Source organism: Paenibacillus sp. LC231, assembly GCF_001860525.1.
GTDB lineage: Bacteria > Bacillota > Bacilli > Paenibacillales > Paenibacillaceae > Paenibacillus_AQ.
On sequence record NZ_JFOM01000037.1, the window covers coordinates 201,159 to 224,031 of the forward strand.

21 protein-coding genes are annotated in these 22,873 nt (G+C 41.9%); 1 reads left to right on the top strand and 20 read right to left on the bottom strand.

Going from position 1 to position 22,873, the window contains the following annotated elements:
- Positions 1 to 134: 134 nt before the first annotated feature.
- From AK95_RS22075 to AK95_RS22090, 5 genes are all read right to left on the bottom strand, one after another.
- On the bottom strand, positions 135 to 698 hold the full coding sequence (locus AK95_RS22075; protein ID WP_162487628.1) for a DUF4367 domain-containing protein: 564 nt from the start codon (positions 696 to 698) through the stop codon (positions 135 to 137).
- Between the two features lie 784 nt (positions 699 to 1,482).
- Positions 1,483 to 1,686 carry a DUF7695 domain-containing protein gene (locus tag AK95_RS33625; RefSeq protein WP_074961922.1) on the bottom strand — a complete coding sequence of 68 codons (204 nt, stop codon included), beginning with the start codon at positions 1,684 to 1,686 and terminating at the stop codon, positions 1,483 to 1,485.
- Between the two features lie 39 nt (positions 1,687 to 1,725).
- Positions 1,726 to 2,022, bottom strand: a complete 297-nt coding sequence (locus AK95_RS22080) for a hypothetical protein (RefSeq protein ID WP_071222046.1) — start codon at positions 2,020 to 2,022, stop codon at positions 1,726 to 1,728.
- 340 nt (positions 2,023 to 2,362) lie between these two features.
- Positions 2,363 to 4,126: a TniQ family protein gene (locus tag AK95_RS22085; protein WP_071222047.1), complete on the bottom strand. Its 1,764-nt coding sequence runs from the start codon at positions 4,124 to 4,126 to the stop codon at positions 2,363 to 2,365.
- 68 nt (positions 4,127 to 4,194) lie between these two features.
- Positions 4,195 to 5,184, bottom strand: a complete 990-nt coding sequence (locus tag AK95_RS22090; protein WP_071222048.1) for a DGQHR domain-containing protein — start codon at positions 5,182 to 5,184, stop codon at positions 4,195 to 4,197.
- Positions 5,185 to 5,317: 133 nt separating this feature from the next.
- Between AK95_RS22090 and AK95_RS22095 the strand changes: the two genes are divergently transcribed.
- A complete protein-coding gene (locus AK95_RS22095) occupies positions 5,318 to 5,656 on the top strand; it encodes a helix-turn-helix domain-containing protein (RefSeq protein WP_071222049.1) in 339 nt (112 codons plus the stop codon).
- A gap of 187 nt (positions 5,657 to 5,843) precedes the next feature.
- On the opposite strand, the gene AK95_RS22100 is transcribed toward AK95_RS22095, so the two are convergent.
- The 15 genes from AK95_RS22100 to coxB form a co-directional block, all read right to left on the bottom strand.
- The gene (locus AK95_RS22100; RefSeq protein WP_071222050.1) at positions 5,844 to 7,922 is read right to left on the bottom strand and encodes a TniQ family protein; all 2,079 of its coding nucleotides are present in this window, start codon (positions 7,920 to 7,922) and stop codon (positions 5,844 to 5,846) included.
- Positions 7,912 to 8,853, bottom strand: coding sequence for a TniB family NTP-binding protein (locus AK95_RS22105; protein ID WP_071222051.1), 942 nt, complete (start codon positions 8,851 to 8,853; stop codon positions 7,912 to 7,914). Before AK95_RS22105 ends, AK95_RS22100 begins: the two co-directional genes overlap by 11 nt.
- Complete coding sequence (locus AK95_RS22110; protein ID WP_071222052.1) at positions 8,853 to 10,925, bottom strand: Mu transposase C-terminal domain-containing protein; 2,073 nt, start codon at positions 10,923 to 10,925, stop codon at positions 8,853 to 8,855. Before AK95_RS22110 ends, AK95_RS22105 begins: the two co-directional genes overlap by 1 nt.
- 11 nt (positions 10,926 to 10,936) lie before the next feature.
- On the bottom strand, positions 10,937 to 11,692 hold the full coding sequence (locus AK95_RS22115; RefSeq protein WP_071222053.1) for a hypothetical protein: 756 nt from the start codon (positions 11,690 to 11,692) through the stop codon (positions 10,937 to 10,939).
- Between the two features lie 286 nt (positions 11,693 to 11,978).
- Positions 11,979 to 13,283 carry an ABC transporter permease gene (locus AK95_RS22120; RefSeq protein ID WP_071222054.1) on the bottom strand — a complete coding sequence of 435 codons (1,305 nt, stop codon included), beginning with the start codon at positions 13,281 to 13,283 and terminating at the stop codon, positions 11,979 to 11,981.
- Positions 13,276 to 14,178 (bottom strand): ABC transporter ATP-binding protein, encoded by a 903-nt coding sequence (locus tag AK95_RS22125; protein ID WP_071222055.1) that lies wholly within the window; start codon positions 14,176 to 14,178, stop codon positions 13,276 to 13,278. The genes AK95_RS22120 and AK95_RS22125 overlap by 8 nt, the downstream gene beginning before the upstream one ends.
- 22 nt (positions 14,179 to 14,200) lie before the next feature.
- Positions 14,201 to 15,103, bottom strand: a complete 903-nt coding sequence (locus AK95_RS22130; RefSeq protein WP_071222056.1) for an ABC transporter ATP-binding protein — start codon at positions 15,101 to 15,103, stop codon at positions 14,201 to 14,203.
- Between the two features lie 6 nt (positions 15,104 to 15,109).
- Positions 15,110 to 15,511 carry a GntR family transcriptional regulator gene (locus AK95_RS22135; protein ID WP_071222057.1) on the bottom strand — a complete coding sequence of 134 codons (402 nt, stop codon included), beginning with the start codon at positions 15,509 to 15,511 and terminating at the stop codon, positions 15,110 to 15,112.
- A 75-nt stretch (positions 15,512 to 15,586) separates the two neighbouring features.
- Positions 15,587 to 16,312: a hypothetical protein gene (locus tag AK95_RS22140; protein ID WP_071222058.1), complete on the bottom strand. Its 726-nt coding sequence runs from the start codon at positions 16,310 to 16,312 to the stop codon at positions 15,587 to 15,589.
- A gap of 823 nt (positions 16,313 to 17,135) precedes the next feature.
- Positions 17,136 to 17,600 carry a DUF420 domain-containing protein gene (locus AK95_RS22145; RefSeq protein WP_071222059.1) on the bottom strand — a complete coding sequence of 155 codons (465 nt, stop codon included), beginning with the start codon at positions 17,598 to 17,600 and terminating at the stop codon, positions 17,136 to 17,138.
- A gap of 24 nt (positions 17,601 to 17,624) precedes the next feature.
- Positions 17,625 to 18,533 carry a cytochrome c oxidase assembly factor CtaG gene (gene ctaG / locus AK95_RS22150; RefSeq protein WP_071222060.1) on the bottom strand — a complete coding sequence of 303 codons (909 nt, stop codon included), beginning with the start codon at positions 18,531 to 18,533 and terminating at the stop codon, positions 17,625 to 17,627.
- 99 nt (positions 18,534 to 18,632) lie between these two features.
- Positions 18,633 to 18,956 (bottom strand): cytochrome C oxidase subunit IV family protein, encoded by a 324-nt coding sequence (locus tag AK95_RS22155; RefSeq protein ID WP_071222061.1) that lies wholly within the window; start codon positions 18,954 to 18,956, stop codon positions 18,633 to 18,635.
- A gap of 3 nt (positions 18,957 to 18,959) precedes the next feature.
- Positions 18,960 to 19,580, bottom strand: a complete 621-nt coding sequence (locus AK95_RS22160; protein WP_009590523.1) for a cytochrome (ubi)quinol oxidase subunit III — start codon at positions 19,578 to 19,580, stop codon at positions 18,960 to 18,962.
- On the bottom strand, positions 19,577 to 21,424 hold the full coding sequence (ctaD, locus tag AK95_RS22165) for a cytochrome c oxidase subunit I (protein WP_481855862.1): 1,848 nt from the start codon (positions 21,422 to 21,424) through the stop codon (positions 19,577 to 19,579). Before ctaD ends, AK95_RS22160 begins: the two co-directional genes overlap by 4 nt.
- Positions 21,425 to 21,510: 86 nt before the next feature.
- Entirely contained in the window at positions 21,511 to 22,560 is a 1,050-nt protein-coding gene (gene coxB / locus AK95_RS22170; RefSeq protein ID WP_071222063.1) for a cytochrome c oxidase subunit II, read from the bottom strand.
- Positions 22,561 to 22,873: the final 313 nt, after the last annotated feature.

Here is a 22,873-nt window from a genome sequence, read left to right on the forward strand (position 1 = left end):
AGTCCTGGCCTGACCGAATACAAATCTAATTTAACGAAGGATGGCAAATTAAACAATTCAGCCCGTTAGTTGAACAAAAACAGCCAATCCCGTTAATCGGCTGCTTCTTGCTTTTATTGAACTACCGTTTCTCGTTAGTTGAACATTGTTTTTGCCAAATCGATCATTTCCTCTTTAGTAAAAACTTTGCTGTCGATTTCAATAAAAGTACCATCCTGGACCCAGCGTAGGTATCCTCCTCGTATGTGGTTAGCCCATGGTTCAAATCGCCCTTCACTTCCGTTTATGTTAATTTTCTCTCCACGTTCACTAAATTTAAAATCCTCAACAAAAGTTCTTGTTGTACTTGTTCGATTTCGAATATCAATGCTAGTGACATCTCGTTCTATTTTATAGCCAACCGCCTTGTGTTCTTCAATTGCAAACAAATATGTCTGTCCAGATTTATCAAAATAATGAAGTCTAACTTTTGAAACGGGTTGACTAGGTACAAATGGATAGGTCTCTTTGATTTCCATCTTATACCTTTGGTCCGAATGAGATGGTGCAAGTAGTTTGAAATCGGCAGCATTTTGTAATTTGTCCAGGTCTACATTCAAAGAAAAAAGCTTAGGATTAGCTGTAGCAATGATTGGTTCTTTGTTAATAACAAGAAACATAGTGCAAATTAAAATCAAATAAACAAACCATTTAAACAAGGCAATCATTCCTTCCAGTTTTTTTGGTGATATTATACCCTTGTTTAATTCAACTATCCTGCCCGTTAGTCCAACGTGGCTGCCGTACTATGTCGGCAGCCACCGTTCCGTTAGTTCAGTCTTCTTTACTACTCATCTTTGATTCAGGCAACAATAAATCAAGAATAATTTTCTGTCCTTTTTCTAGCGGTGTGCAATATCTATCGTATGTGTACATCACACCAATAAAAATTTTCAAAATCAATTTTGTATCCTGGTTTCTCTTGATCCAAGCAATTCAATAAAAATAAGGAACAGTTTGATTAGGTAAAACGCTCCTATTGTCATCGTTTATGAAGCATAATACCCCAACCCATGGACTCACTCACAGTCACGAGGCGGTGCTACAGTTAGTCTCCAAATCAATTCGATCTCTACCATACCTCTATCATTGACCAACTGCATTCTGTAACTTGGATTGCTCTTCAAGCGATATGGGAAGAGGAAAAATACAGCTTGCGGCACTGATTGCACAGCAACAGAATGTCTATAAAGGCTGGGGGGCCGATTACGTGATCTTTCTCCAAGATTATCCAGCTTACGAATCGACGAAGCACTGACCTCCATTACTGAAGTAGATTCTTCCGAAAGTTGGTCATAATGGTATATGGCCGTATGTGCTTCACTTGATAGAAATTCGCTTTTAATCTTAGACGATCTACCGAGAACCAACGGCAAAACAATTTTGGACGAAAAACTTTACATACTCACTCAAGCTAGTAGTAATTTTTCATTATTGTCCCAATTATTTATTCACAATGACAATCCATTCTGACAACTCTTCATAATCATCAGGTGATCCAGTGCGACCTAAATAATCATGCCCACCATCTAATCCAACCTTTCCGCAAGCACATTCTTTATAATCATAAAGAACAATAGATTCAATAATATTAAGACAATACTTACAGCGAATAGCATTTTGAATAATTTTTTTAGAGTCCAACATATGATCACCTTAATAATATGCATTATTAATTAGAATATTTTATGAGCAGGTATCGTCTATTACATTTTCTTCATTTCCAGATGAGGAATCCACGGACACACTTTGTCTTGTAGATCGAATTTTTTTTAGTGTTTCATCGAAATAGATGTGAGGATAATTTGTTTTTAAATACAAAGGCCCGCCATCCATTAATCCACTTTTATATGCATCATTAAGCAATTGAGTCATTGTTATAGCCCATTCCTCATTTTCGAATTCAATAATGGACTTTTCATAAACACCATCAGTAAAATAAATTTGATGTGTTTTGTTTGAATTCAAAAGATATCGGTACATTCTTTCCCCCCTCTCAGTCCATTGATCAATACGACTTAGATTTAAACCTGTTCTTTTGCTCATTAATATAGTTAATTATTTCTGGTGCTATTTTAAACACGTAACCTTGACTCATACTTAAGTATTCATACCACCAAAAAGGGATATGAATTATACATATCACATGATTTAATCCCTAAGTAATCACTTGTGTCCTTTACACTTACTGATTGATTATCTTTGTCCATTTTATCTAAGTATTCTTTAGCAAGAAGCCATGGGTTTAGTATCCCGCATTAGCATTCTTGTTAAGCGATTCAATTCCTTACTACTTAACTAATCCCAGAGAGACCAAACCAAACTAATTCCTACTCTTACAGTTATACGCTCTCCTAATATTGATAATATAATCATTGACCTCTGGTGCTGCTTTTATTAAATATGATTGCCGTACACCAATATAGTTAAATAGTTCTTTCGAAAGGAAGCATTCTACTGTGAAATTTTCTACAAATTCATTTATCTTTATATAAAGCTCATCAGCCCATTTTTTCTTACGTTGCTCTTTTTGTAATAATTTATATTCCATGATACGTGAATGGGCCTGCTGATATTTTTGAATTGTTTTTTCTGACACAACTAAAGCTACTGATATAGAAGAAATAGTGATATCCTTATCCTTTTGAAGCATTTCATTACAGATTGATTCTAATTCATTTATTTTTTTGTCCCATGAAACCTTTGGCTGCATAGTTCTTTTCTTAAAAATTCTTTCTCTAATAACATCAATATGGTAATAATACGTTAAAAAATGCATTCTATTGGACCAACAAGTCCAATGTTTTATTTCCTCTACCCCCACATTTCCTTTAATCCCTATTTTTATTTTCGTAAGAAGTTCTTTATCCCATTCTATATTACTTTTTCTGGCATTAAAGTAGGCAACAATTTTTTGGCACTTACTAGTTGATATTACAAGCCTCCGAGCTAATTCATTGTACGAAATATCCGGATTATTAGTTAAAAGTTTAAATCCATTGATAAAATGATCCTTTTCTAACTGCTCCCCATTTTCGTTCCAAACATACTGACACCCACACTCTGTACATATAAGTTGATTTTTAAGCACTCTACCACTTTTCAACTTTTTATAATGAGTCCCCATTCTCACAAGTGAATTACCTTTTAAGTAACTCTTACACCAAGGAGCTATACACAATGGTTCATTATCATTAAGATTAGAAGTATATAAAAGTTGTTTAAGGAAGCTCTCCGGTATTGTAAGGTTCAATAACTCAATAGGAAGTGTATCTTTCAAATAGCAAATCTCAAGAAGCTGCGCTATATGTATTGCTCTTATCTGCTTTTGGGAGTTTCTTGCGCATTGTAACAATGATTGATAATTAATGTCTATTTTCTTACAGTATTCTACTAGCAATGAATAGTTGTACTCAGGACTCTTCTCGTTGATTATAAATAATAATCTTTGTGCTACCTCTGAAGGAGTCAACGTAAGCTTACTCCTTTGAACCAGCCCTTCCCAGGAAAGATGCAACCAATTTTGTTGTTTTAATACTTGTTTATCAGCTATCCCCATTTTGATTTTATCACTTAACTCATGGGAACATTCAGGACAGAACTTAATACCAGTGCTGTATATTCCCGATAACGAAAATTCTTTATTACAAGATTTACAATGAGTACATAAATAACACAAATGCTTAGAGCAAATTTTCACACCTTCAATTTTCCAAATTAACCGAAGGTATCTCTTCTCCGTTAAACATTCGGGACAATAATGTAGTTTCTCTCTGATCATCCCCCTCAGAATACGTGAGGCATACATTTTATCATTGTGATTAAATTTATAGAGTGTATTATAGAACGTCATGTTAAGTAACTCCTCAATGGTCAACTCAGTTAATTTTGAAAATAAACCCAGGTTAATCACAGTATGAGGAGTGAAGTCAATTAAATGAATATCTGATTTTTGAGCCATACCAAAGTGAGTCGTTTTTATATGATTCCATAAAGTAAGCATGTCGACACCATTGCTCATTGCAAGACGCATTATAAAGCTACTCAAAGCTTCTCCTTTATAAGGCTTTATCCATACTGTAAGCATAGAAGGCTTCACACCACCTTTTTAACCAAATATGAGCCCCCATATTTATGAGGACTCTAGGTTGGTTTTTAGACCATTTGAGTGATTAACTCATTTGCTAACGTCCTAGATCCACTTAATCCTTTTATATATCTTAGTGGTCCAATTGCCGACCATTCTACATTCTTCAACTTTTTCACACATTTAGTAACCTGGTTATAATCAATTGTTCTCTTTTCTTCTCCAACACAAATTGAGAAGACTTCGTTTCCGGCTATAGCTAAGGCATTTAAACATACTATATGAGTTAATCGGTATTCCTTATAATTCAGCCATTCCTTATTAAATTGCTCTTTAATTGAATTAAAATAAACAAGGCATAACATGAGCTTTTCTTCTTTATCAAGACTTGCGACATGTTCGGACTTCGTCAATAGTTCTAACATTTTATACAGGTTCTGAAGTGTAACATGTCTCCCAACACTTCTTTTGCCTGTTAAAGTACTATTGAAATGAAAAGGGCTATCACTTCGCGTAATCAATTGTGTCGCTACCCAACTGTTATCATCAGAATTTCGATGAAGATACTTACTTAGAGATATTCCAATTCCTTTTGCCTTTGTATTAATCGTATCAAACAGCATTATTTCTTCGTCTTCATCTAGGTAATGAAACGCCAAAAATGGAACAATAATTTCGGAATTAGTATCTTGTGTGTAACGCTTTATTCCACCTAAACGATGTTGTCCATCCATTAAAGATGCCTTGTCTTTACAAATTAATCTCCCAAACGATGATCTTGATTTGTCATATGCACTAAATTCCCAATTGGACTCTGCATTTAGCAAAATAGGAGTAAATAATGCGTCATCTCCTTTCGAGAGATACATTGCAAAATCGTTGCAACGTTTACTATCTACCGGCCGCTGATATCCTTTTCCTGATGGATGATCGTATGGTTTCACATAAGTAATCTGTAAAGCTGACATGGCAGAAACGTTACCCAGATAGGCTACTTTTCCACGCATCTTATACTGCAACACATTTTCAATCACATGATGACGAGCCAAAGATGTCATTTTTCACTTCTCCTCTTGCTATTTCTAAATCCATTTTAGGATATATATGAACTATTTTCAATTGGTATTATGTAGTTTAATACTCTTCATTTACCCACTTTTGTTGCCTACTCTTTATTTAAGAGGTGACAAAATGTCCACTATTTATACTGATGTAGGGAAGAAAATTAGGCTATATAGAAAAGCAAACAATTATACCCAGGAGGAACTTGGGGAGATCTTGAAAATCGATCAATCATACTTAGGCAGAATTGAAAGAGGGGAAATTAACGTAACCCTTGAAACACTTTTTAAAATAGCTGATGCCCTCAAGATTAGTCCCTCTCAGCTATTCGAAATTAGAAATGAACGCTCAAAAGTGAGATCTGATGCTTTGGATAAGATCGATGCTCTTCTTCATTCATTAGATACATCGGATCTACAAGTTATTCACCGTTTACTCAAAGAGGTATTATCTTTAAAACGTTCTTAATTGAAGAAAAAAGCAGCTGGAAGGTGAAACCCATTTAGGTTTCATCTTTCAGCTGCTTTTTTCTTATACATAATCTTTCTAAGCCATATCGCAATAATGGAATATATAGGTGTATATAGAAAAAATTCTTGCAACTCTCATCATCGGTTTGTTCAATAACCCCATATATTGAAACGAAACGTTCACTTTATATCAACTCCTTGGCCATTTGAATTTCTTTTCGAATTAAACCTACTAGGTGCTTACCTATTTTACTTTTACTTTGATTATTGGTTAATCCGATTAGTTTCTTAATCGCATTTATAGTAATAGGCTCATACTTATTCGTTAACAACTTGATTGCATTTTTTGTTTTAGTAATCATTTCTTCGGTATATAATTGGATCGCTTTACTTTTGCTCTCTTTTACATCATTGACTATTTTTTTTGATAATTCAGGAAACTTTATAGTGAGGTACTGCTGATTCCGGTTAAGATGTCTGGATATGTTTTTAATTAGAAGAACCCCTTTCTCTTGTTCTACCTCCTTCTTATAGGTTTCATACAACCTGGATAACACAGCTTCCTCACTGTTCTTCTGTTCTTGTAACTGTATCTCTCTATACTGTTTTATTAAATTCGAAAATCCATTATATCCGATTGTTTTATTATTACAACCTACCTCCTCTGCTACTTTTTCAATTGATAAAGTTACCTGTTTTTCATAAAGTTCTTTAATAGTCTGATATATTTTTTGTTTCATTGGCTCTGTAGCTTTAGATCTATCACGCAGTGAACCGTGTTGCTCAGATAACTGGTATTCCAGTACGTCTTTTTCGAATGCATAGTAATAAAACTCTATCTGCGACCATCCGTATTTCACCCTGGCCACTTTATAGAGGGTATGATATTTCGGAAAAGAGGACCATTTAATATCAATAAATTTCTCAATCAAATTACTAGGAACACTATGGGGAAGATATTTAATACTAATTTCCTCCGGTAAGATATTGTATTGCAGCATGTAGCCAAGATGCTCGTGAGTCTTGTTAGAAGTGATTTTTAGCATATTACTTATTGCATGTCGAGTATACCCTTGACTAAACAGTGGTCTCACTTTAGACCAAATTACATGAATTCGATTATCAGTTTCCTGCCAAATACCTGCATTATTTACTCCATAGCGCATGTAACACCCAGTACAAGCAAATAACTTTCTATAAGTTACTCTGTTTCTGTTGATTGTCTTTTTATTGTCGGCTGTTAAGGCGATTTCCCTCATACCCTCAACCGATTTATAATATTTGCACCACGGAGCAAGGCATACACCAATTTGAGAATCTTTTTTGTTGATAAAAAAAGAATTAATAAATGTATCTGGCACTGTTGTATTAAACAGCTCTTCTACACTGATCTCCTCTTTTCTGCTCACAGTGAAAATATCTTGCAAATTAACTTTAAAAGATGCCACATTACGGTTGTTTCTAATGTACGTAGCTAAACCTTTTATTCGTTTAAGACTAAAATAGCGCACTCTTCTTCTATTAAAAGAATTTTTATGGCTATCGACACTGGATACATACAAAATTAAATAAGCTAAGCTCTCGATAGTGTTTATATTGGGTTTAATCTGTTTAAAAGCTCCACTCAACAAGTAATTCCAATCATCATATTTCCTTTGTTGCTCCCCTAAATCAAACTCATTCCTTTCACTTATGTATCGTTTTAATTTTAATGAGTCGCCGCAATGTACACACAAATGAATGGCCATTGTTTCAAAAACGTAAGGAAGCGATTTCCCACATGAATTACATTTATTCTGGAGTGCAATATGATGTTCATCACAATAACTAATACTGAAAACTTGCCACAAAAGTTTATAAATACCATTTGACACAAGACATAAGGGACAATATCTTCTTTTATTTGTAATAATCTCCTTACTAAGTGAGACTTTGTATTGCGGGATATCAACAACACCATTTTCGTTAAAATACATTTGTAAAGGCGTGAAGGTATACTTTTCCAAATCACTTACTTTTACTCCCAGCTCGGTAGATAACTTCTCCATATCAATGTTCTCATGTACCCAATCAACTTGATGAAAAATAGGAAGTTGTTTATAGCGACTTTGCGCTCCTATAGTAATGTATCTCCTAATAGTGAACATACTTATTCCGTTTTCCGTTGCAACTCGTACAATGAAGCTGCTGAGTGACTCATTTGGTTTCGGCTTTGGCTGCACCGTCAGGGATAGTTCTTCCCTTTTACATTCATTATTGGGCAACGTTAGTTTCCTCCTTTGGTTGAACTAAATGATCATTCTTACCAAATAAATTTATCTTTGCTTCATGTAGAACTTTCACAGTAAGAACAGTCGTTTCTAGTTCATAAAAACCCTCCTCGAACACTCCAAGTAATCGATATGCCTCCTTGAGTATAATGTGTACATAGCCAATTCGCCCTTGTGACCAGCGATGTAATAACTGTGGTAATCGTGTGGCAGGATCCCCCAATTTAATTTTATGTTTTGGTCCAATATGGTTTTCAATATCCGTAACCAACTTGTAAAATGAGTCATCGCATTCTTCGAATTTCTTGATGGTATCTATACCGAATCGTCTTATATATTCGTCCTCCATTTTACGAAGCGGTTCAATCTTTGGAGTTCCCATACATACGATACTAAGCTGGCATTTATTAGTCAGATCCTTTAGCATCTCCATCGCTTCTTGATCATCGAATCGTTTAGTCCTCATGATAAAATTCATTTCGTCAAAAATGATCATCTCCACTCGCTGTTTCTTCAGTAACATCAGAACGCGCTCTTTGATATGATTAATCCTTGCGTCCCTCCTTATATTTTCGGTGCCAAGTGCTCTTAAAATCTCCGTGTAGAACGAAAGTTGGGTAAATGGAAATGGTAATTCAACGTAAATAACCGGCATTATTTTTATTTTCTCTTCCTCAGTTTCAAGCCAGTAACTGGGGTTTCGTTCAGCATAGCGCTCCCCGATTTGGGTCTTACCAACCCCTGACAACCCCATGAGAAACAGATGTCGAGGATCTCCCTTATGCATTCTGTTTCCTGTATCATCTTTAGATCCTGCATTACAAAGTCGTAGAGAATCAAATTTCTTCCATATTCTCAGCACTTCATCGTGCTCGATAAAAAGCTCGTTTATCCGTTCAATAAAAGATGACACCTCTTCATTCATTAACTTCCCATCCTTTTACTATTTTGTTCAGCTTCAAGGGCTTCATTTAGTAGTTGTTCTTCTATATCTAATTCTTCTTTAGCCTTCTTATCCTTCATTGCCTTTTGTTCGGAAAAAGGAGTATTGACACTAATCTCAACGCTTTTACCCATCCTTGCTACCTGTTGTCGTGTAGATTTACTTCGTGTGTACCCCTCCTGCACTTCCTTAGCAATAGCTGCCCAGCCTTTTTTGATCTGATCCGCATCTAGAATTTCTTTTAACTCAGTCTCTCCCTGTCCACGCAATTTCTTTTCCAATAGTTTATAAGAGTATCGGTTAACGCCAGCTACCGACTCGTAAGGAGGATTCTCACAATATAACTTAATGAACTTGTCACTTTTAGGGTGCAGCAGATAGATCGAACCAATATCATCAATATCATATTTTACCGTATACTTTTTCTTCCCAGTGCCGATGATATCCTGACATTCGTCTGATTTGTATATTCGGTTATCCCACCGAACTCCATCTCTCGTGTATGGCTTCTTATCGGTGTAAAGAAAATCAATTTCATAATGTTCTCTTTCGTCCTCAAATATAATATGTGGATACCCCATTTCCTTAAGGCTTTCGATAAACCGAACCCGAGGAGCTTGATTATGCGGTAACCCTCTATGTGGTTTGTAAGGATAAATATCTACCAGGTAATGAATAAGTATCTTCCTTAGCCCGTTTAATGTTAAGAAAGCCTCCTTTTCTGGCTCCAAATCCCCTTTCTCAACAATATTGCTTTTGGTTGTCCCCCAAATGTTATGAATCAACTCCCGGTTAATAGTCCCAAATAAACGCTCAATAATGGCACCATAATGAGGAAGTTTAACTGGTCGGTGTCGAAGATCACTTTTAAGCGTTTCATTAACGAGTCGTTTGATATCATTGCCTTTAAAGTCCATACCATTGTCAACATAGATAGTGTTTGGGATCCCGGATGAAGCCCATTCCTTTTGCGTTCCATATTCACTTACTGTATTTTTAGGGAAGACCCCGTGTTGAATTGCCTTTCTTACAATATTCTCACTTGGTCCTTCTGCGGATAAGATTAGGCACCAAGGCTCTCTGGAATATACACAAATACCGAGTGTCAACCAAGGGCGACTAATAACTTGTCCTGTAACATCATCTATGGCAGGGATATCAAGTTTGGTGTGATCAATTTGGATAACATCTAGTCGTCCAAGAGCCTCTCTATCTGCGTATCCTCTTGCTACTTCATCGTAGATTTGTTTGGCCTTACTTGGATTTCGATGTGTTAATTTAACTTTATCGTCAATACGATCAATAATTCCACAAATAGTCACATACTGTATTTCAGGCACTTGTCGTAAATTGCATTGGATATTCACTTTACGAGAAAGAGCTGCCTTTGAAATACGAAGTCGTGTGAGGAAATCATTCTCAATAACATCCTTTAAAACTGCTACCTGATCCTCTGATAAACGTACTGTGATCGTATCCAAGATTACGTCTGGTTTACCTGGTTCGCAAATTGTCAAAAGTCGATTATCCCTCCTGCTATTTGTCCCCTCCCCTTTTTTAGAAACTAATCCCTCTTCACCATTAGCACGATATGCTTTTAGATGTCGCATAATGGTCGCCCGAGCAATACTATGTTTTTTTCTAATACGTTCAATCAAATCATTTTGCGTCAAACGCTCTAAATACTCTGTGTCGTTTTCTATCAAGTGACCAAAATTGCTTCTAAAAAAAATAACCGATTGTATGTCCCCCTCCTTAATTTTTTCAAGGACCACAATAGGACGTATGATTTCTAACCGTTCACTTACCTCATTCCTTTTCTTTTCAGTAAGTTTTGCTAGCTTACCCTCATAGGGAACGGTATCCCTCCTGGATCCCTTCATTGATTTAAGTGGCTTAAAAGAAGGTTCGGTGATTAGTGTCATATATTCCATTTGAATGGCTTCGCCATCTGGCCTTTTCAACCAAACATGAGGAGGTTTAATCGTAACCACTTTATATTGTGTACCATACAACTCACACTCTGAATTTAATATCAATCGACTGATACTCATATGTATCCCTCTCAACTCTCAATAATTGAAAATACCGATTTCATTTCCGGATTAATGTTTATGACGGAGTTAGAATTAATTGTTTGCGTCACATCAACTAGAAAATTGCCTTTTGCCATAAGATAAAATACAAGAGGCTTAATGTGTAGAGGGTCCACCGAATCAATAAAGCTAGATGAGAGTTGATCCACAGTACAGGGACCGATATTCCGTAATCGATTTATAACCTGATCTTGCCATTCACTATAGTATTTTCTCGTTCTTAAGTAGCCAGCCATTAAATTGACGTTTCGAGGTAAAGGGCTAGGTAGTGATTTTGGGAATACCACGTTATAGTTCCAACCGTAAGCAATCGCAATTGCTTCGCATTCTGTATTACATAGAACTGTTTTAGGTTCTAGATTGTCCTGTTCACTTTCTTTGATTTGATAAAGTAATGGACAGTACCCTTGACGAAAAACCAATACATCTGGGACATGGTACCACTCGTCGTCATCTGTCTTCATAGGAACTCTGATTGGTTGCACATAATACCTTATCACTCCTCTATCCACTTCAAGAAAGTAATAAAACATTCTTTCATTAAGGGATTCGTACTCCACAGGTCTTAGGTTTTTTGTACTGTAAAAGCTTCCAATAAGATGTGGATAATTTCTACTGCCTTTGTTATGCACTTTCCTTTTAGGTTCGTATGCGTGATCCTCCACTTCCCATGTTGTTTTAGCTACCCAATCCAAAGTTTTCACCCTTTCAGCATAAAGTTTCATTCGTTGGTATTATCTTTTAATTGTAATTTTCTCCGCATTTGAGCCTATTTAAACTCCATTTCAATACAAAAAAAGCCGGTACATCCTCAATCGGATGCCCAGCCTCACACACTAAAAATAACATTTATGCCTGTTACTCAATTACTTTCGCTTTCAGAAATCCCAATACACAACCTACAACCCTTATCATTTTAGTCTTAATCATAGATATTATAAGTCTCATTCGTTATTAGAACTGGTCTCACTTGTAACTGTTACTCACAAAAATTACTTGTACAGTTCGTGCTTACATCTTATAAGCCTTCATCGCTTTTCTAAGCTCCTTAAATGTAGGGCGCTTGCCGTACATCAGGACGCCGGTACGATAGATTTTCGCTGCCAGCCAGCCGAAAATGAGAATGGCTACGACCAAGATCGCCAGCGAGAGAAGAATTTCCCATACTGGGATATCACCAAGTCCGATGCGAACCAGAATCGTGGTCGGCGAGATGAACGGGATGTAGGTAGACACCTTCATCAGCATCGAGTTCGGCGCACTCAGGCTAAAGATCGCGATATAGAACGCCACCAGCGACAGCATCGTAATCGGCATAACGGCTTGACCCAAATCCTCGGTACGACTGACAATCGAACCAATGGCCGCGTAGAGCATCGCATACAAGAAATAGCCAAGGATGTAGAAGATCAAACCAAACACCAGAAGCATCGGATCGATCGCCGTCAGGTCGAGATTCATATCCTTCAATGTATCCATATTGTGCGGGAGCATCAAGTTCACGGCAGCCACAACTCCAAATGCCGCGATCTGTGACAGTCCCAGCAGGAACATGCCGATAACCTTACCAAACATTTGGCTCAGCGGAGATACGCTTGTAATCAAAATCTCCATAATGCGGGAGCTCTTCTCTGTCGTGACTTCAGATGCGATCATATTCCCCGTACCCATCAAAGTGAAGAAGAACAGAATAATCAGTGCATACACGACAATGTAGTTAATAACCTCGGAGGCCCCTTCCTTCTCTCCGGAAGCTCCGCCTGCGTTACCTGTTTCTGTAGGGTCGATACCCCGAGCGTCGATTTGAACCGGCGTATTCAGCTCATTGATCTGCGTCTCGGACAAATCCAATCCGCTTACGATGCTGCGAGTCTTCGCCACTTGCAGGGCTGCTTGCAGATTGGATTGCAGTTCCGGGCTCATGGCTTCGTCTTCAGAGGTGTAAACCACGGTCGGGAACGTATTCCCTTCTTGCGCTTCAAACTTCAAATAACCTTCGATTACGCCAGCTTCAATGTCCTTGTTCAGAGCTGCTTCATCTGCCGTTTCGTATTTGACGAATTCATAGGAGGTCGACGGCAGGTTACTCCAGGTAGTCTCCAGTTGTTCGGCGAGCGTCTGCTCCTGTCCATAAACCAGACCGATGCGGGTGGTTTCTTCGGACCCCGCCTTATCTCCCGTAAACATTTGAATCAGAAAAGGAAGATTGATCCCAATCGTAATAATGAGTGCAAAAATCAAGGTTGAAACAAGAAAGGACTTCGTTCTTACTTTATTCATGAACGTAAATCGGATAACGGTCCACATATTATTCATTGGATTCACCTACCGCCTTTATGAAGATTTGATTGAGTGTCGGCTCCTTCACTTCAAACCGATGGATCGTGCTTTGCGACATGGCCGTATTCAAAATGTTTTGGGCTGCATCAACCTGGCTGATCCGGATGGAGTAGCCGTCTTCTGTCCGCTCCACAGCTGTTACGCCGGCCAGAGCTTCAAGACCCCTAACTTCACCGGACGTACCAAGCACCACTTCTTCACGAGGATACTTGGATTTGATATCCTTCAGATTGCCCTTCACTACCGTATTGGAGCGATGCAGAATGGTAATGTTCTTACACAACTCCTCGACATGTTCCATCCGGTGGGTGGAGAACAGAATGCTCGTGCCCTTGTCGCGAAGTTCTTTTACCGTTGATTTCAGAAGTTCGACGTTCACCGGATCCAGACCGCTGAAGGCTTCATCCAGAATCAGAATTTGCGGGTCGTGGACAACCGCTGCGATAAATCCCATTTTTTGCTGGTTACCTTTGGACAGTTCTTCAATCTTCTTATCATAATAGTCAGGTACTTCAAACCGTTCCAGCCAATATTTCAGACTCTTATCCGCGTCTTTCGCGGACATGCCCCGCAGCTGTGCCAAGTAGGAAATCTGCTCGCTGACTTTCACTTTCGGGTATAACCCGCGCTCCTCCGGCAAGTAACCCATAATATGTCGCAGTTCCTTGTTATACGGCTTTCCGTTATACAGAATCGTCCCGTCATCCGGGTAGATCAACCCAAGCACCATCCGCATGGTGGTTGTTTTGCCGGCGCCGTTCGCGCCAAGCAGCCCGTAGATTTCACCTTCCTCAACCTGAAGCGAAATCCGGTTTACTGCCGTTTTGTCCGCATAAATCTTAACTACATTGTCTAATTGCAAGCGTTGCATATCGTAAAATCCCCTCTCTATCCTAGTTCTGCACGTTGGCAGGAATGTTGCCGTCAATCCATAATCGAAGCACTTCATCCAGCTCCAGGGAACGGGTCTGAATAAACGGTATGCCTGCAGACTGCAGGATCTTCTCCACTTCCAAGCATTCCGTCGTTATAAAAGAAATCGTAGTCGTTGTCTCTTGTTTGTAACTCAGAATACCCGGCAGCTCCTCGACAATGGAGGCATCCCCTTGGATCCAGCACTCCTTCCAGTTATCCAGCAGCGAGTCCTTCTCCACCATGCCCAGGAGCTTCCCATGATGGATGAGAATGACGTAGTCCGCCAGACGCCGGATTTCATCCACCACATGGGTTGAGAGCACGATCGTTGTGTCCATGGACTTCATCACTTTGTGCAGCTGATCGATCATCAGCTTCCAAGCGAATGGATCCAGGCCAGAGGAAGGCTCATCCAGCAGCAAAAACTTGGGCCTTGGCGCAAGTGCAGCGGCGATCTCGAACTTGCGTCGTTCCCCTTTGGACATCTTGCGAAGTTTTACGCCCCGCGGGACATCGAACCGGGATAGCAGCTCATCGAAAAAGTAACCGTCCCAACTGTCATACCAGGATGCGCGAAAGCTTGCCGCTTCATCCACCGTCATATGCTGTTCCTCTACGCTCAGCTGTTCGGGTACGAATCCCATTTGTTTTCGAATGGAGATCGGAAGCTCTCTGGGGTAAGATTCACCGAACCAGATGATTTCCCCTTCGTCCGGAAACACGGTCTGCATCATCATGTTCAGCAGCGTGCTTTTTCCCGAGCCATTAGGTCCCACCAGGGCAACAATATATCCTTGAGGGATCGAGAATTGTATCGGACCGATGGTTTTTGTTCTCCGTCGTTTAATGACATTACGAAATTCAATGATATGTGGTTCCATGGCGTGTTAGCGACCTCCTTTTGCGTCATATTTTTCCCGGACAACTTCGATGAACAGTTCTTTCAACTCATCTTCGTTTATTTGAACGGCAAGTCCTTTATCGACGGCAATCTTTAATGCCTCAATGACCGCATCGCGTCTATACTGTTCACGGGCCTGGTCGCCGACACCGGCAACGAAGGTTCCCGTACCTTGTCTCGTTCGCAGCAATCCTTCATTCTCAAGATCCTGATACACCCTGCGTACCGTAATGACACTGCAGTTCAGATTCCCGGCAAATTCCCTAATGGACGGCAATAGCGTTCCCTCCTCAATCTGACCGCTAATGATTAGCGAGCGCAGCTGTGATTCAATCTGGTGATATAAAGGCTCTGCGCTATTTTCATTAATCTGAATCGGAATTCGCACCTTTTACCACCTCGCTTTTCTCTTGTACATCAACCCGTTTCATTGCAATGCCATACGGATTCATCATCATACCCTTCATGATAAATCCCTGGTCTGCTGCCGGGCGTAGGTGAATTTGCTCATAAGCAGCATAGCCCCCAATCCCACAATCAGCGATCCCCACATCACCGGAGATAACAGGCCCCATTTCATGGCGGCTTTCGCTACGAATTCGAATATGCTGTAACCCAGCAAACTGAGCAGAACGGCCGATCCGGCGGTAAGCACCATCACCAGAAGGGAGTTTCTGAAGTATGCCTTGCCGCTGCACATATTTTCCCAGTAAATATAGGGTCCCGTTATTAAAAATCCGATTCCGATCCAAGTCAATACAAATGCGATGTAGCTCGGGATGTCAATTGCGTCCCTAATATGGTTACCTATTGCATACACGATTCCAAATAACACGATCCCGTTTATGGTAAAAGCGATCAGCGAGTTCATAAGCCGGCTTACGAAGATGGCCGAGGCCGGAACCGGTATACTCCGGTAAAAATACAGCATTCGGGTGTACGAATCCTCGTTCAGATAACGGAAAGATCTTCTGCTGAAGAGGAACCCCAGCAACGGAGCGTAGAACACCAACATAAAATCAGTAAATGGATTGATGTACTCATCCAAATGTTCAAACTGATTGTCTATGATAACGCTGGTGGCAAATCCCATATACACCATGAACAGCATAGTCCATAAAATTTGCAGCTTGTCGCTTGCGAAGTCTTTCTTTACGATCTTCAGCGCATTATGGAGAACTTGTTGCAATGCAGCTCACCCTTTCATTTCTTCATGTATTCATTTCAATATCATCGCAGTTAAGTTTCACTGTGCTTAGTGTGATTACTGTGCTCACTGTGTATATCTTTATACACAGTATATAGTGTGTATATAAACAGTGTCAATAGTAGTTTTAAAAAAACACCCGTCAGAGGTTTCCTGCCGGGTGTCACGTTCCCCTGCTGCGGCTCATTCAAAAGCTTCCCTGCACAAGGGGAGTTTAACCGCGGAGGAGACCTGGCGTTCGCCTTTGAAACCGGGAAACATCCACCTCGTCTAATCCCAGTTTCCTGGTTTCAACAGCGACCGGAGCGGATACACTCCCCCACCTCTGCCCTCACACAAAACACCCGGCAGAGATGTCTGTCGGATGTTCATTACCCCATGGCGGCTCATTCAAAAGCTTCCCTGCACAAGGGGAGTGTAGCCGCAGAGGAGACCTGGCGTTCGCCTTTGAAACCGGGAAACATCCACCTCGTCTAATCCCAGTTTCCTGGTTTCAACAGCGACCGGAGCGGATACACTCCCCACCCACATCCCCCACACAAAACAACCGGCAGAGATGCCTATCGGATGTTCACTACCCCATGGCGGCTCATGCAAGAGCTTCCCTGTACCAGGGGAGTGTAACCGCGGAGGAGACCTGGCGTTCGCCTTTGAAACCGGGAAACATCCACCTCGTCTAATCCCAGTTTCCTGGTTTCAACAGCGACCGGAGCGGATACACTCCCCCACCTCTGCCCTCACAAATGAGCCGCCCTGTCCAATAAAAAAACACCCGCCAGATTCCTCTGACGGGTGTTCTCCACGCTTACATTCCAAATATCACTTTCCATACAGGCTGGGTATGCCCGCCCGGATATAACAGGTACAGCAAGGTATACACGGCTACGCCGGTAATGGCGGTAAAGAACCAGATGATTGACGTGACTCTGCCCCATTTGCGGTGCTTGGAATACTTCTCCTTGAAGCCGAGGGTCAATGTCGTAATCCCGAACACCGCTGCTACGGTAGCCAGCACAATGTGGAAGATCAGGAATACCTGATAGTACGGTTGCAGATCATCAGGACCACCCCATGACGTATTCCCGATGAATACGGTGCGCGAGGAATAGATGATAAAGAAGATGACGGCTGCGACGGCCGCCCAGATCATCACTTTCTTGTGGGCTTCGCGCTTCCCCTTAATGATTAGACCCCAGCCAATCGCTACCAACACGGCGCTGATGACAATAAACGTTGTACTGACCGTGGGAAATATAAAAAACCAATCCATATGGATCCCCCTTCAATAATCCCCTTACGCCTGATTGAGCTTGCCGGGAGGAATCTCGCCAGGCAAAGGATCGTCTTCCTGATTTTCTCGTTTGTACCAATGAAAGAACACATAAGCTAGCATCGAGGCAAAAATAATCTCTTGGAAAAACTTCATGATGATCCCACCGACCCGCTGGTCAATCGCAGGCTCCAGATAACCGAAGAACTCAGGTCCGCCAAATTGGCTAAGCAATGCCGAGGTATCGCCAGCTACGCAGTATCCCATTGCCTTCGCCCATACCACCGGATCGCTGTACGTTGCGTACATCGGCTCGCTCGAGAATATAATGAGCGCACACGCCGGAGTTAACAATACCATGTTGAGAAAGATGTATCCCATTTTCAAAAGACCTGAGGACTTGTCCTTCTCCGGAATCGGGTTAATGATAGCCCACCACATCAACAGTGAGGCGATGAACAGGATCAAATAGTACAAACGGTGCACCCAGAAGTTCAACATGACAAAGTCATGGATAACCGGGATGTGATAAAAAGAAAACAAGCCATTAAACAGAACCGCTGCAACGATCGGACGCGCAAGAAAACCGAGCTTCTTAAACGGGTTGACCTTATCGAAGGCACGCCACATCCAGACAGGAATACCCAGAATCAAGAGCGGCATCGCCATTAAATAGGACATGGCCATACTGACCATATGAAACGAGAACATCGTATGCCCCAGCAGTTCAATAGGTCCACCCTGCGCAAGATAGAACGTAAGCATACCGCCTACAAACAGTGTTTTCCTTCCTGCGGAAACTGGAGCACTCCCTTCGAATCTACTGCTCAGCGGCCCGGTCAACAGGAAGTAGCCTGCTGTTACGAGCAGCATAAATGCCAGGAACAAGGGACTCCATTTATCTGCAAAACTAAAATATTCTAAGCCCAGCATGCAAAAACCTCCCCTTAACGGGTTAAATTCTGTCGAAATTGTGACACCTTCCTACGATTTAAAAAAAGAGGGGGCTGAAGAGCCCACCTCTTTTTCATTTTACCACCAAACCCAGAACAGTGCCATGACAATACAGGTACTAGCTACGAAGAAGCCGCCAATCATAAACAGGATTGGCATTAGATGCCCTTTGTCCTTCAAGTGCATCCAGTAACCCATTTGCACGAACACCTGCAACACAGCCATAACCAGCAAAATGATGATTGTAAATGCTGTGTTGATGCCACCGGCTGCGACAGCCGCAAAAGCAATCGCAGTCAGAACGATCGAGAAAATAAAGACAACAATGTGTTTCTCAGGGCCTTCCACACGATGGCGGTGTTTTACTGTAGGCCCCTCATTAGATTGTTGATTCGCAGTCATTCCTTAGCCCACCTTTCCAAGAAGGTATACGACCGAGAAGATGAACACCCATACAACGTCGATAAAGTGCCAGTACATGGCAGAAACATATACCTTAGGTGCTGTAACTACGGTTAACCCTTTTCTGTACAGCTGGGCGATCAACAGGCTGATCCACACAACCCCGAAAGCGACGTGGGCACCGTGGAAGCCAACCAGCGTATAGAATGCAGACGAGAATGCACTCGTCTTCATGTTAAACGATTCATGCACAACATATTCATAGAACTCATAAATTTCAAGGCCAAGGAACCCAAGACCTAGAACAACGGTTACGATCAGCCACAACTTCAGCTTCTCGATATTGTGACGGTGGAGCGCTTGAATAGCGAACACACTGGTCAAGGAACTGACAAGCAATATCAACGTTGCCGCTGCCGTAATCGGCAGCGAGAACAGCTCTGCTGCGGTTGGGCCTTCGTTGTTCTGTCCGCGAAGCGCCAGGAACGTTGCAAACAACGTACCGAAGAGCACGGCCTCTCCACCGAGGAAAAGCCAGAAACCAAGAACCTTATTACGGCCTTCGAGTGTTGCCTTCTCCGGCTCGTGAGGAAGTTCGCCGTTTACATGTTCAGCGTGACTCATGCTTTACCCTCCCCTTCCAGTTCTTCAACTTCGATGTGATATCCATGATCATCGTACAGGGAACGAGCGATCATTGCCGCGAACGTAATCAGAAGACCAACAATCAGAACGATATATTTATTGAAGATTAAGCTCATGAACGAATTTGAGAAGTCCTCCGTGCTAAACATGAAACCAAGACCCGCGATAAACAGACCCAGTGACATCACAAACGGAAGGATACTTGGCGAAGGCATGTGGATCGGACCAACCGGTTCGGATGGTGTCATCTCTTTATTGCCTGCCATCTTCTCTTTCCAATAAGCGTCAATGCCGCGAACAAGCGGAATTTGCTTAAAGTTGTACTCTGGCGGTGGAGAAGGAATACTCCACTCGAGCGTACGGCCATCTTCCCATGGATCGGCCGGAGCACCAACCGGTTTTCTCGAAGTGATAACAACGTTTGCCAAGAAGGCAAGAACGCCGATCCCCATCAAGATTGCGCCGATGGTACTGATAAAGTTAAGCTCGTCAAAATTCTGGTTCGGCAGATAAGAGACAATCCGCCGCTGCATACCCAGCAATCCAAGGAAATGCTGAACGAAGAATGTCAAATGGAAGCCGATTGCGAACAACCAGAACGTCCATTTGCCAAGCGTTTCGTTCAATACCCGGCCGAACATTTTTGGCCACCAGTAGTGGAGTCCGGCAAACAAACCGAATACCAGACCACCAACGATAACGTAGTGGAAGTGAGCTACAACGAAATACGTATCATGGAACTGGAAGTCTGCCGGAGCAGATGCCAGCATGACGCCGGTAACCCCACCCATAACGAAGGTCGGTACGAAACCGATCGCGAACAGGTTTGCACTGGTAAAGCGGATTTGACCGCCCCACATCGTAAAGAGCCAGTTAAAGATTTTGATACCGGTAGGAACGGCAATCAACATCGTTGCTATGGAGAAGAGCGCATTCGCTACAGGACCAAGACCTGTCGTAAACATATGGTGAGCCCAAACCATGAAGCCCAAGAAGGCGATCAGGATGGTTGCAAATACCATGGAGCTGTATCCGAACAAACGTTTACGGGAGAATGTCGGAATAACTTCTGAAATAATACCGAATGCCGGCAAAATCAGAATGTAAACTTCAGGGTGACCAAAGATCCAAAAAATATGCTGCCACAATACGGGGCTACCGCCAGCCGCAACATCAAAGAAATTGGCACCGAGCAAACGGTCAAAGCTAAGCAATACGAGACCTACCGTAATTGCAGGGAATGCGAACAGGATCATGGCCGATGTAATGAAAGCCGTCCATGTAAACATTGGCATTCTCATGAAGGACATTCCAGGTGCACGCATCGTTATGATGGTAGCCAGGAAGTTGATACCACCGATCAACGTACCCAGACCTGCAATCTGAAGACCTATGGTATAAAAGTCTACACCGTGCGTGGACGAGTAGTCATTTGTGGAAAGCGGTGTATAGGATGTCCAGCCCGCATCAGGCGCGCCGCCCATAATCCAGCTAAGATTGAGCAAAAGTCCACCGAACAAAAACGTCCAAAATCCTAGCGAGTTCAAAAATGGAAATGCGACGTCACGCGCACCGATCTGAAGCGGAATAACCGCGTTCATCAAGGCGAAGATAACTGGCATAACGCCAAGGAAAATCATTGTCGTTCCGTGCATTGTAATCAATTCGTTAAATACTTGAGCCGATACCAGATCGTTCATCGGCTTGATCAGCTGCAAGCGAATCAGAATCGCTTCAATACCGCCAATCCCGAAGAAGAAGCCGCCCGCTATCAGGTATAATATCCCGATTTTCTTGTGGTCAACGGTTGTAAGCCAATCCATTAACCCCGTGTAGCGTTTGACGCTATGGCTTTGAGCATGAGCGTGAGCCAAGGTTTGTACCCCCTTTTAAAGTTCTTGCTGCTGTATTAATAATCCAACTTATAATTGGCCAAGTAATCGGCGATCTGCTCGATTTCTTCGTCACTGAAGCCGAGATCCTTCGGATTAGGCATCGTGTTGCCAGGTTTTACAGCCTGAGGCTCCATCAGCCATTCCACCAGGTTGTCTTTTGTCGGCTTCGTGCCTGGTTTGCCGCTTATGTCGTTCAGCAAGATACTCGCAATCGTCTCACGTGATCCAATGCCGGTCAGGTTAGGCCCCATGGCTCCGCCTTGGTCGCCCACAGCGTGGCAAGAAAGACAGTTGGTCTTGAATTTCTCGGCGAGTGCCGCATCGGCAGGAAGCACAGCAGGTTCTTTAAATGCCGCAACCCATTTGTCAAATGTCGCATCGTCAACCGCTTTCACCCGGAATTCCATGAAACCGTGAGAAGGACCGCACAACTCTGCGCATTTACCAATGTATGTATCTGCTTTGTCAGCAACCAGAGTCATGTAGTTAACGCTGCCTTCTGTGTTTGTATCCATCTTGCCGCCGAGCGATGGTACCCAGAAGGAGTGAAGCACATCATTCGTTTTTAATTGGAAAGCAATTTTCTTGCCTACAGGAATAACCAGCTCTTGAGCGGTTCTTACGCCGTAGTCTGGATAATTAAACTCCCACCAGAACTGATGAGAAGTAACTTCCACCTTAACTGCATCTGGATTGTTCCAGTCGTTCTCTCCGTAAGCAAATACCTTTTGAATAGTAGGAACTGCAAGCACGAGTACCAAGAGCAGCGGAATCGCCGTCCAAATAATCTCCAGCTTATGGTTACCTTCTACTTGCTCAGGAATTTCATCTTGTCCCTTCTTTCGACGGAATTTAACAAGCACGTATGCGGCGATTCCAAATACCACAACCATTACGACGATCATAATCGAAATGGAGAGCTTAATTAAATCCAGTTGACCTTGTGCTACCGGACCTTGTGGTCTTAAGACCGACAAATCCTCTCGGCCGCAGCCGGATAACACCAAAGCAAACATGGCCATCAAAGGAAGAAGACGCTTTACAGCCTGCCACCGTTTCATCATTGATCTACCCCACTTTTCCGATTTTCGTAGACTACCATCCGGCGCAAACAGCGGTAATCTACCTGCACAATCACGGATGAAGTAATCCTGTCAATTAAAGCAATCACTTATTAAATATAAGTTCATGGGTTGCTTTTGTCAATCATTCACAGGGAGTTCACAAATTGTTCGAAAAGTCGTCAAAGTCGCGCCATTACTGATTTTGCAATCGCTTTCAAACCGTATTCACCATCCCGCGACCCATCATTCGACATTCTTCACACCCTGTCAGGGACAGCTTTCATAGCTATATATACAGTCATTTCCGCCTTTT

What these genes read in the sequence shown, in the direction of transcription:
- AK95_RS33625 (WP_074961922.1), bottom strand. Translation starts at nt 1,686, where the DNA reads ATGTTGGACTCTAAAAAAATTATTCAAAATGCTATTCGCTGTAAGTAT.
- AK95_RS22080 (WP_071222046.1), bottom strand. Translation starts at nt 2,022, where the DNA reads ATGTACCGATATCTTTTGAATTCAAACAAAACACATCAAATTTATTTT.
- AK95_RS22085 (WP_071222047.1), bottom strand. Translation starts at nt 4,126, where the DNA reads ATGCTTACAGTATGGATAAAGCCTTATAAAGGAGAAGCTTTGAGTAGC.
- AK95_RS22090 (WP_071222048.1), bottom strand. Translation starts at nt 5,184, where the DNA reads ATGACATCTTTGGCTCGTCATCATGTGATTGAAAATGTGTTGCAGTAT.
- AK95_RS22095 (WP_071222049.1), top strand. Translation starts at nt 5,318, where the DNA reads ATGTCCACTATTTATACTGATGTAGGGAAGAAAATTAGGCTATATAGA.
- AK95_RS22105 (WP_071222051.1), bottom strand. Translation starts at nt 8,853, where the DNA reads ATGAATGAAGAGGTGTCATCTTTTATTGAACGGATAAACGAGCTTTTT.
- AK95_RS22110 (WP_071222052.1), bottom strand. Translation starts at nt 10,925, where the DNA reads ATGAGTATCAGTCGATTGATATTAAATTCAGAGTGTGAGTTGTATGGT.
- AK95_RS22115 (WP_071222053.1), bottom strand. Translation starts at nt 11,692, where the DNA reads ATGAAACTTTATGCTGAAAGGGTGAAAACTTTGGATTGGGTAGCTAAA.
- AK95_RS22120 (WP_071222054.1), bottom strand. Translation starts at nt 13,283, where the DNA reads ATGAATAATATGTGGACCGTTATCCGATTTACGTTCATGAATAAAGTA.
- AK95_RS22125 (WP_071222055.1), bottom strand. Translation starts at nt 14,178, where the DNA reads ATGCAACGCTTGCAATTAGACAATGTAGTTAAGATTTATGCGGACAAA.
- AK95_RS22130 (WP_071222056.1), bottom strand. Translation starts at nt 15,103, where the DNA reads ATGGAACCACATATCATTGAATTTCGTAATGTCATTAAACGACGGAGA.
- AK95_RS22145 (WP_071222059.1), bottom strand. Translation starts at nt 17,600, where the DNA reads ATGGATTGGTTTTTTATATTTCCCACGGTCAGTACAACGTTTATTGTC.
- ctaG (WP_071222060.1), bottom strand. Translation starts at nt 18,533, where the DNA reads ATGCTGGGCTTAGAATATTTTAGTTTTGCAGATAAATGGAGTCCCTTG.
- AK95_RS22155 (WP_071222061.1), bottom strand. Translation starts at nt 18,956, where the DNA reads ATGACTGCGAATCAACAATCTAATGAGGGGCCTACAGTAAAACACCGC.
- AK95_RS22160 (WP_009590523.1), bottom strand. Translation starts at nt 19,580, where the DNA reads ATGAGTCACGCTGAACATGTAAACGGCGAACTTCCTCACGAGCCGGAG.
- ctaD (WP_481855862.1), bottom strand. Translation starts at nt 21,424, where the DNA reads ATGGATTGGCTTACAACCGTTGACCACAAGAAAATCGGGATATTATAC.
- coxB (WP_071222063.1), bottom strand. Translation starts at nt 22,560, where the DNA reads ATGATGAAACGGTGGCAGGCTGTAAAGCGTCTTCTTCCTTTGATGGCC.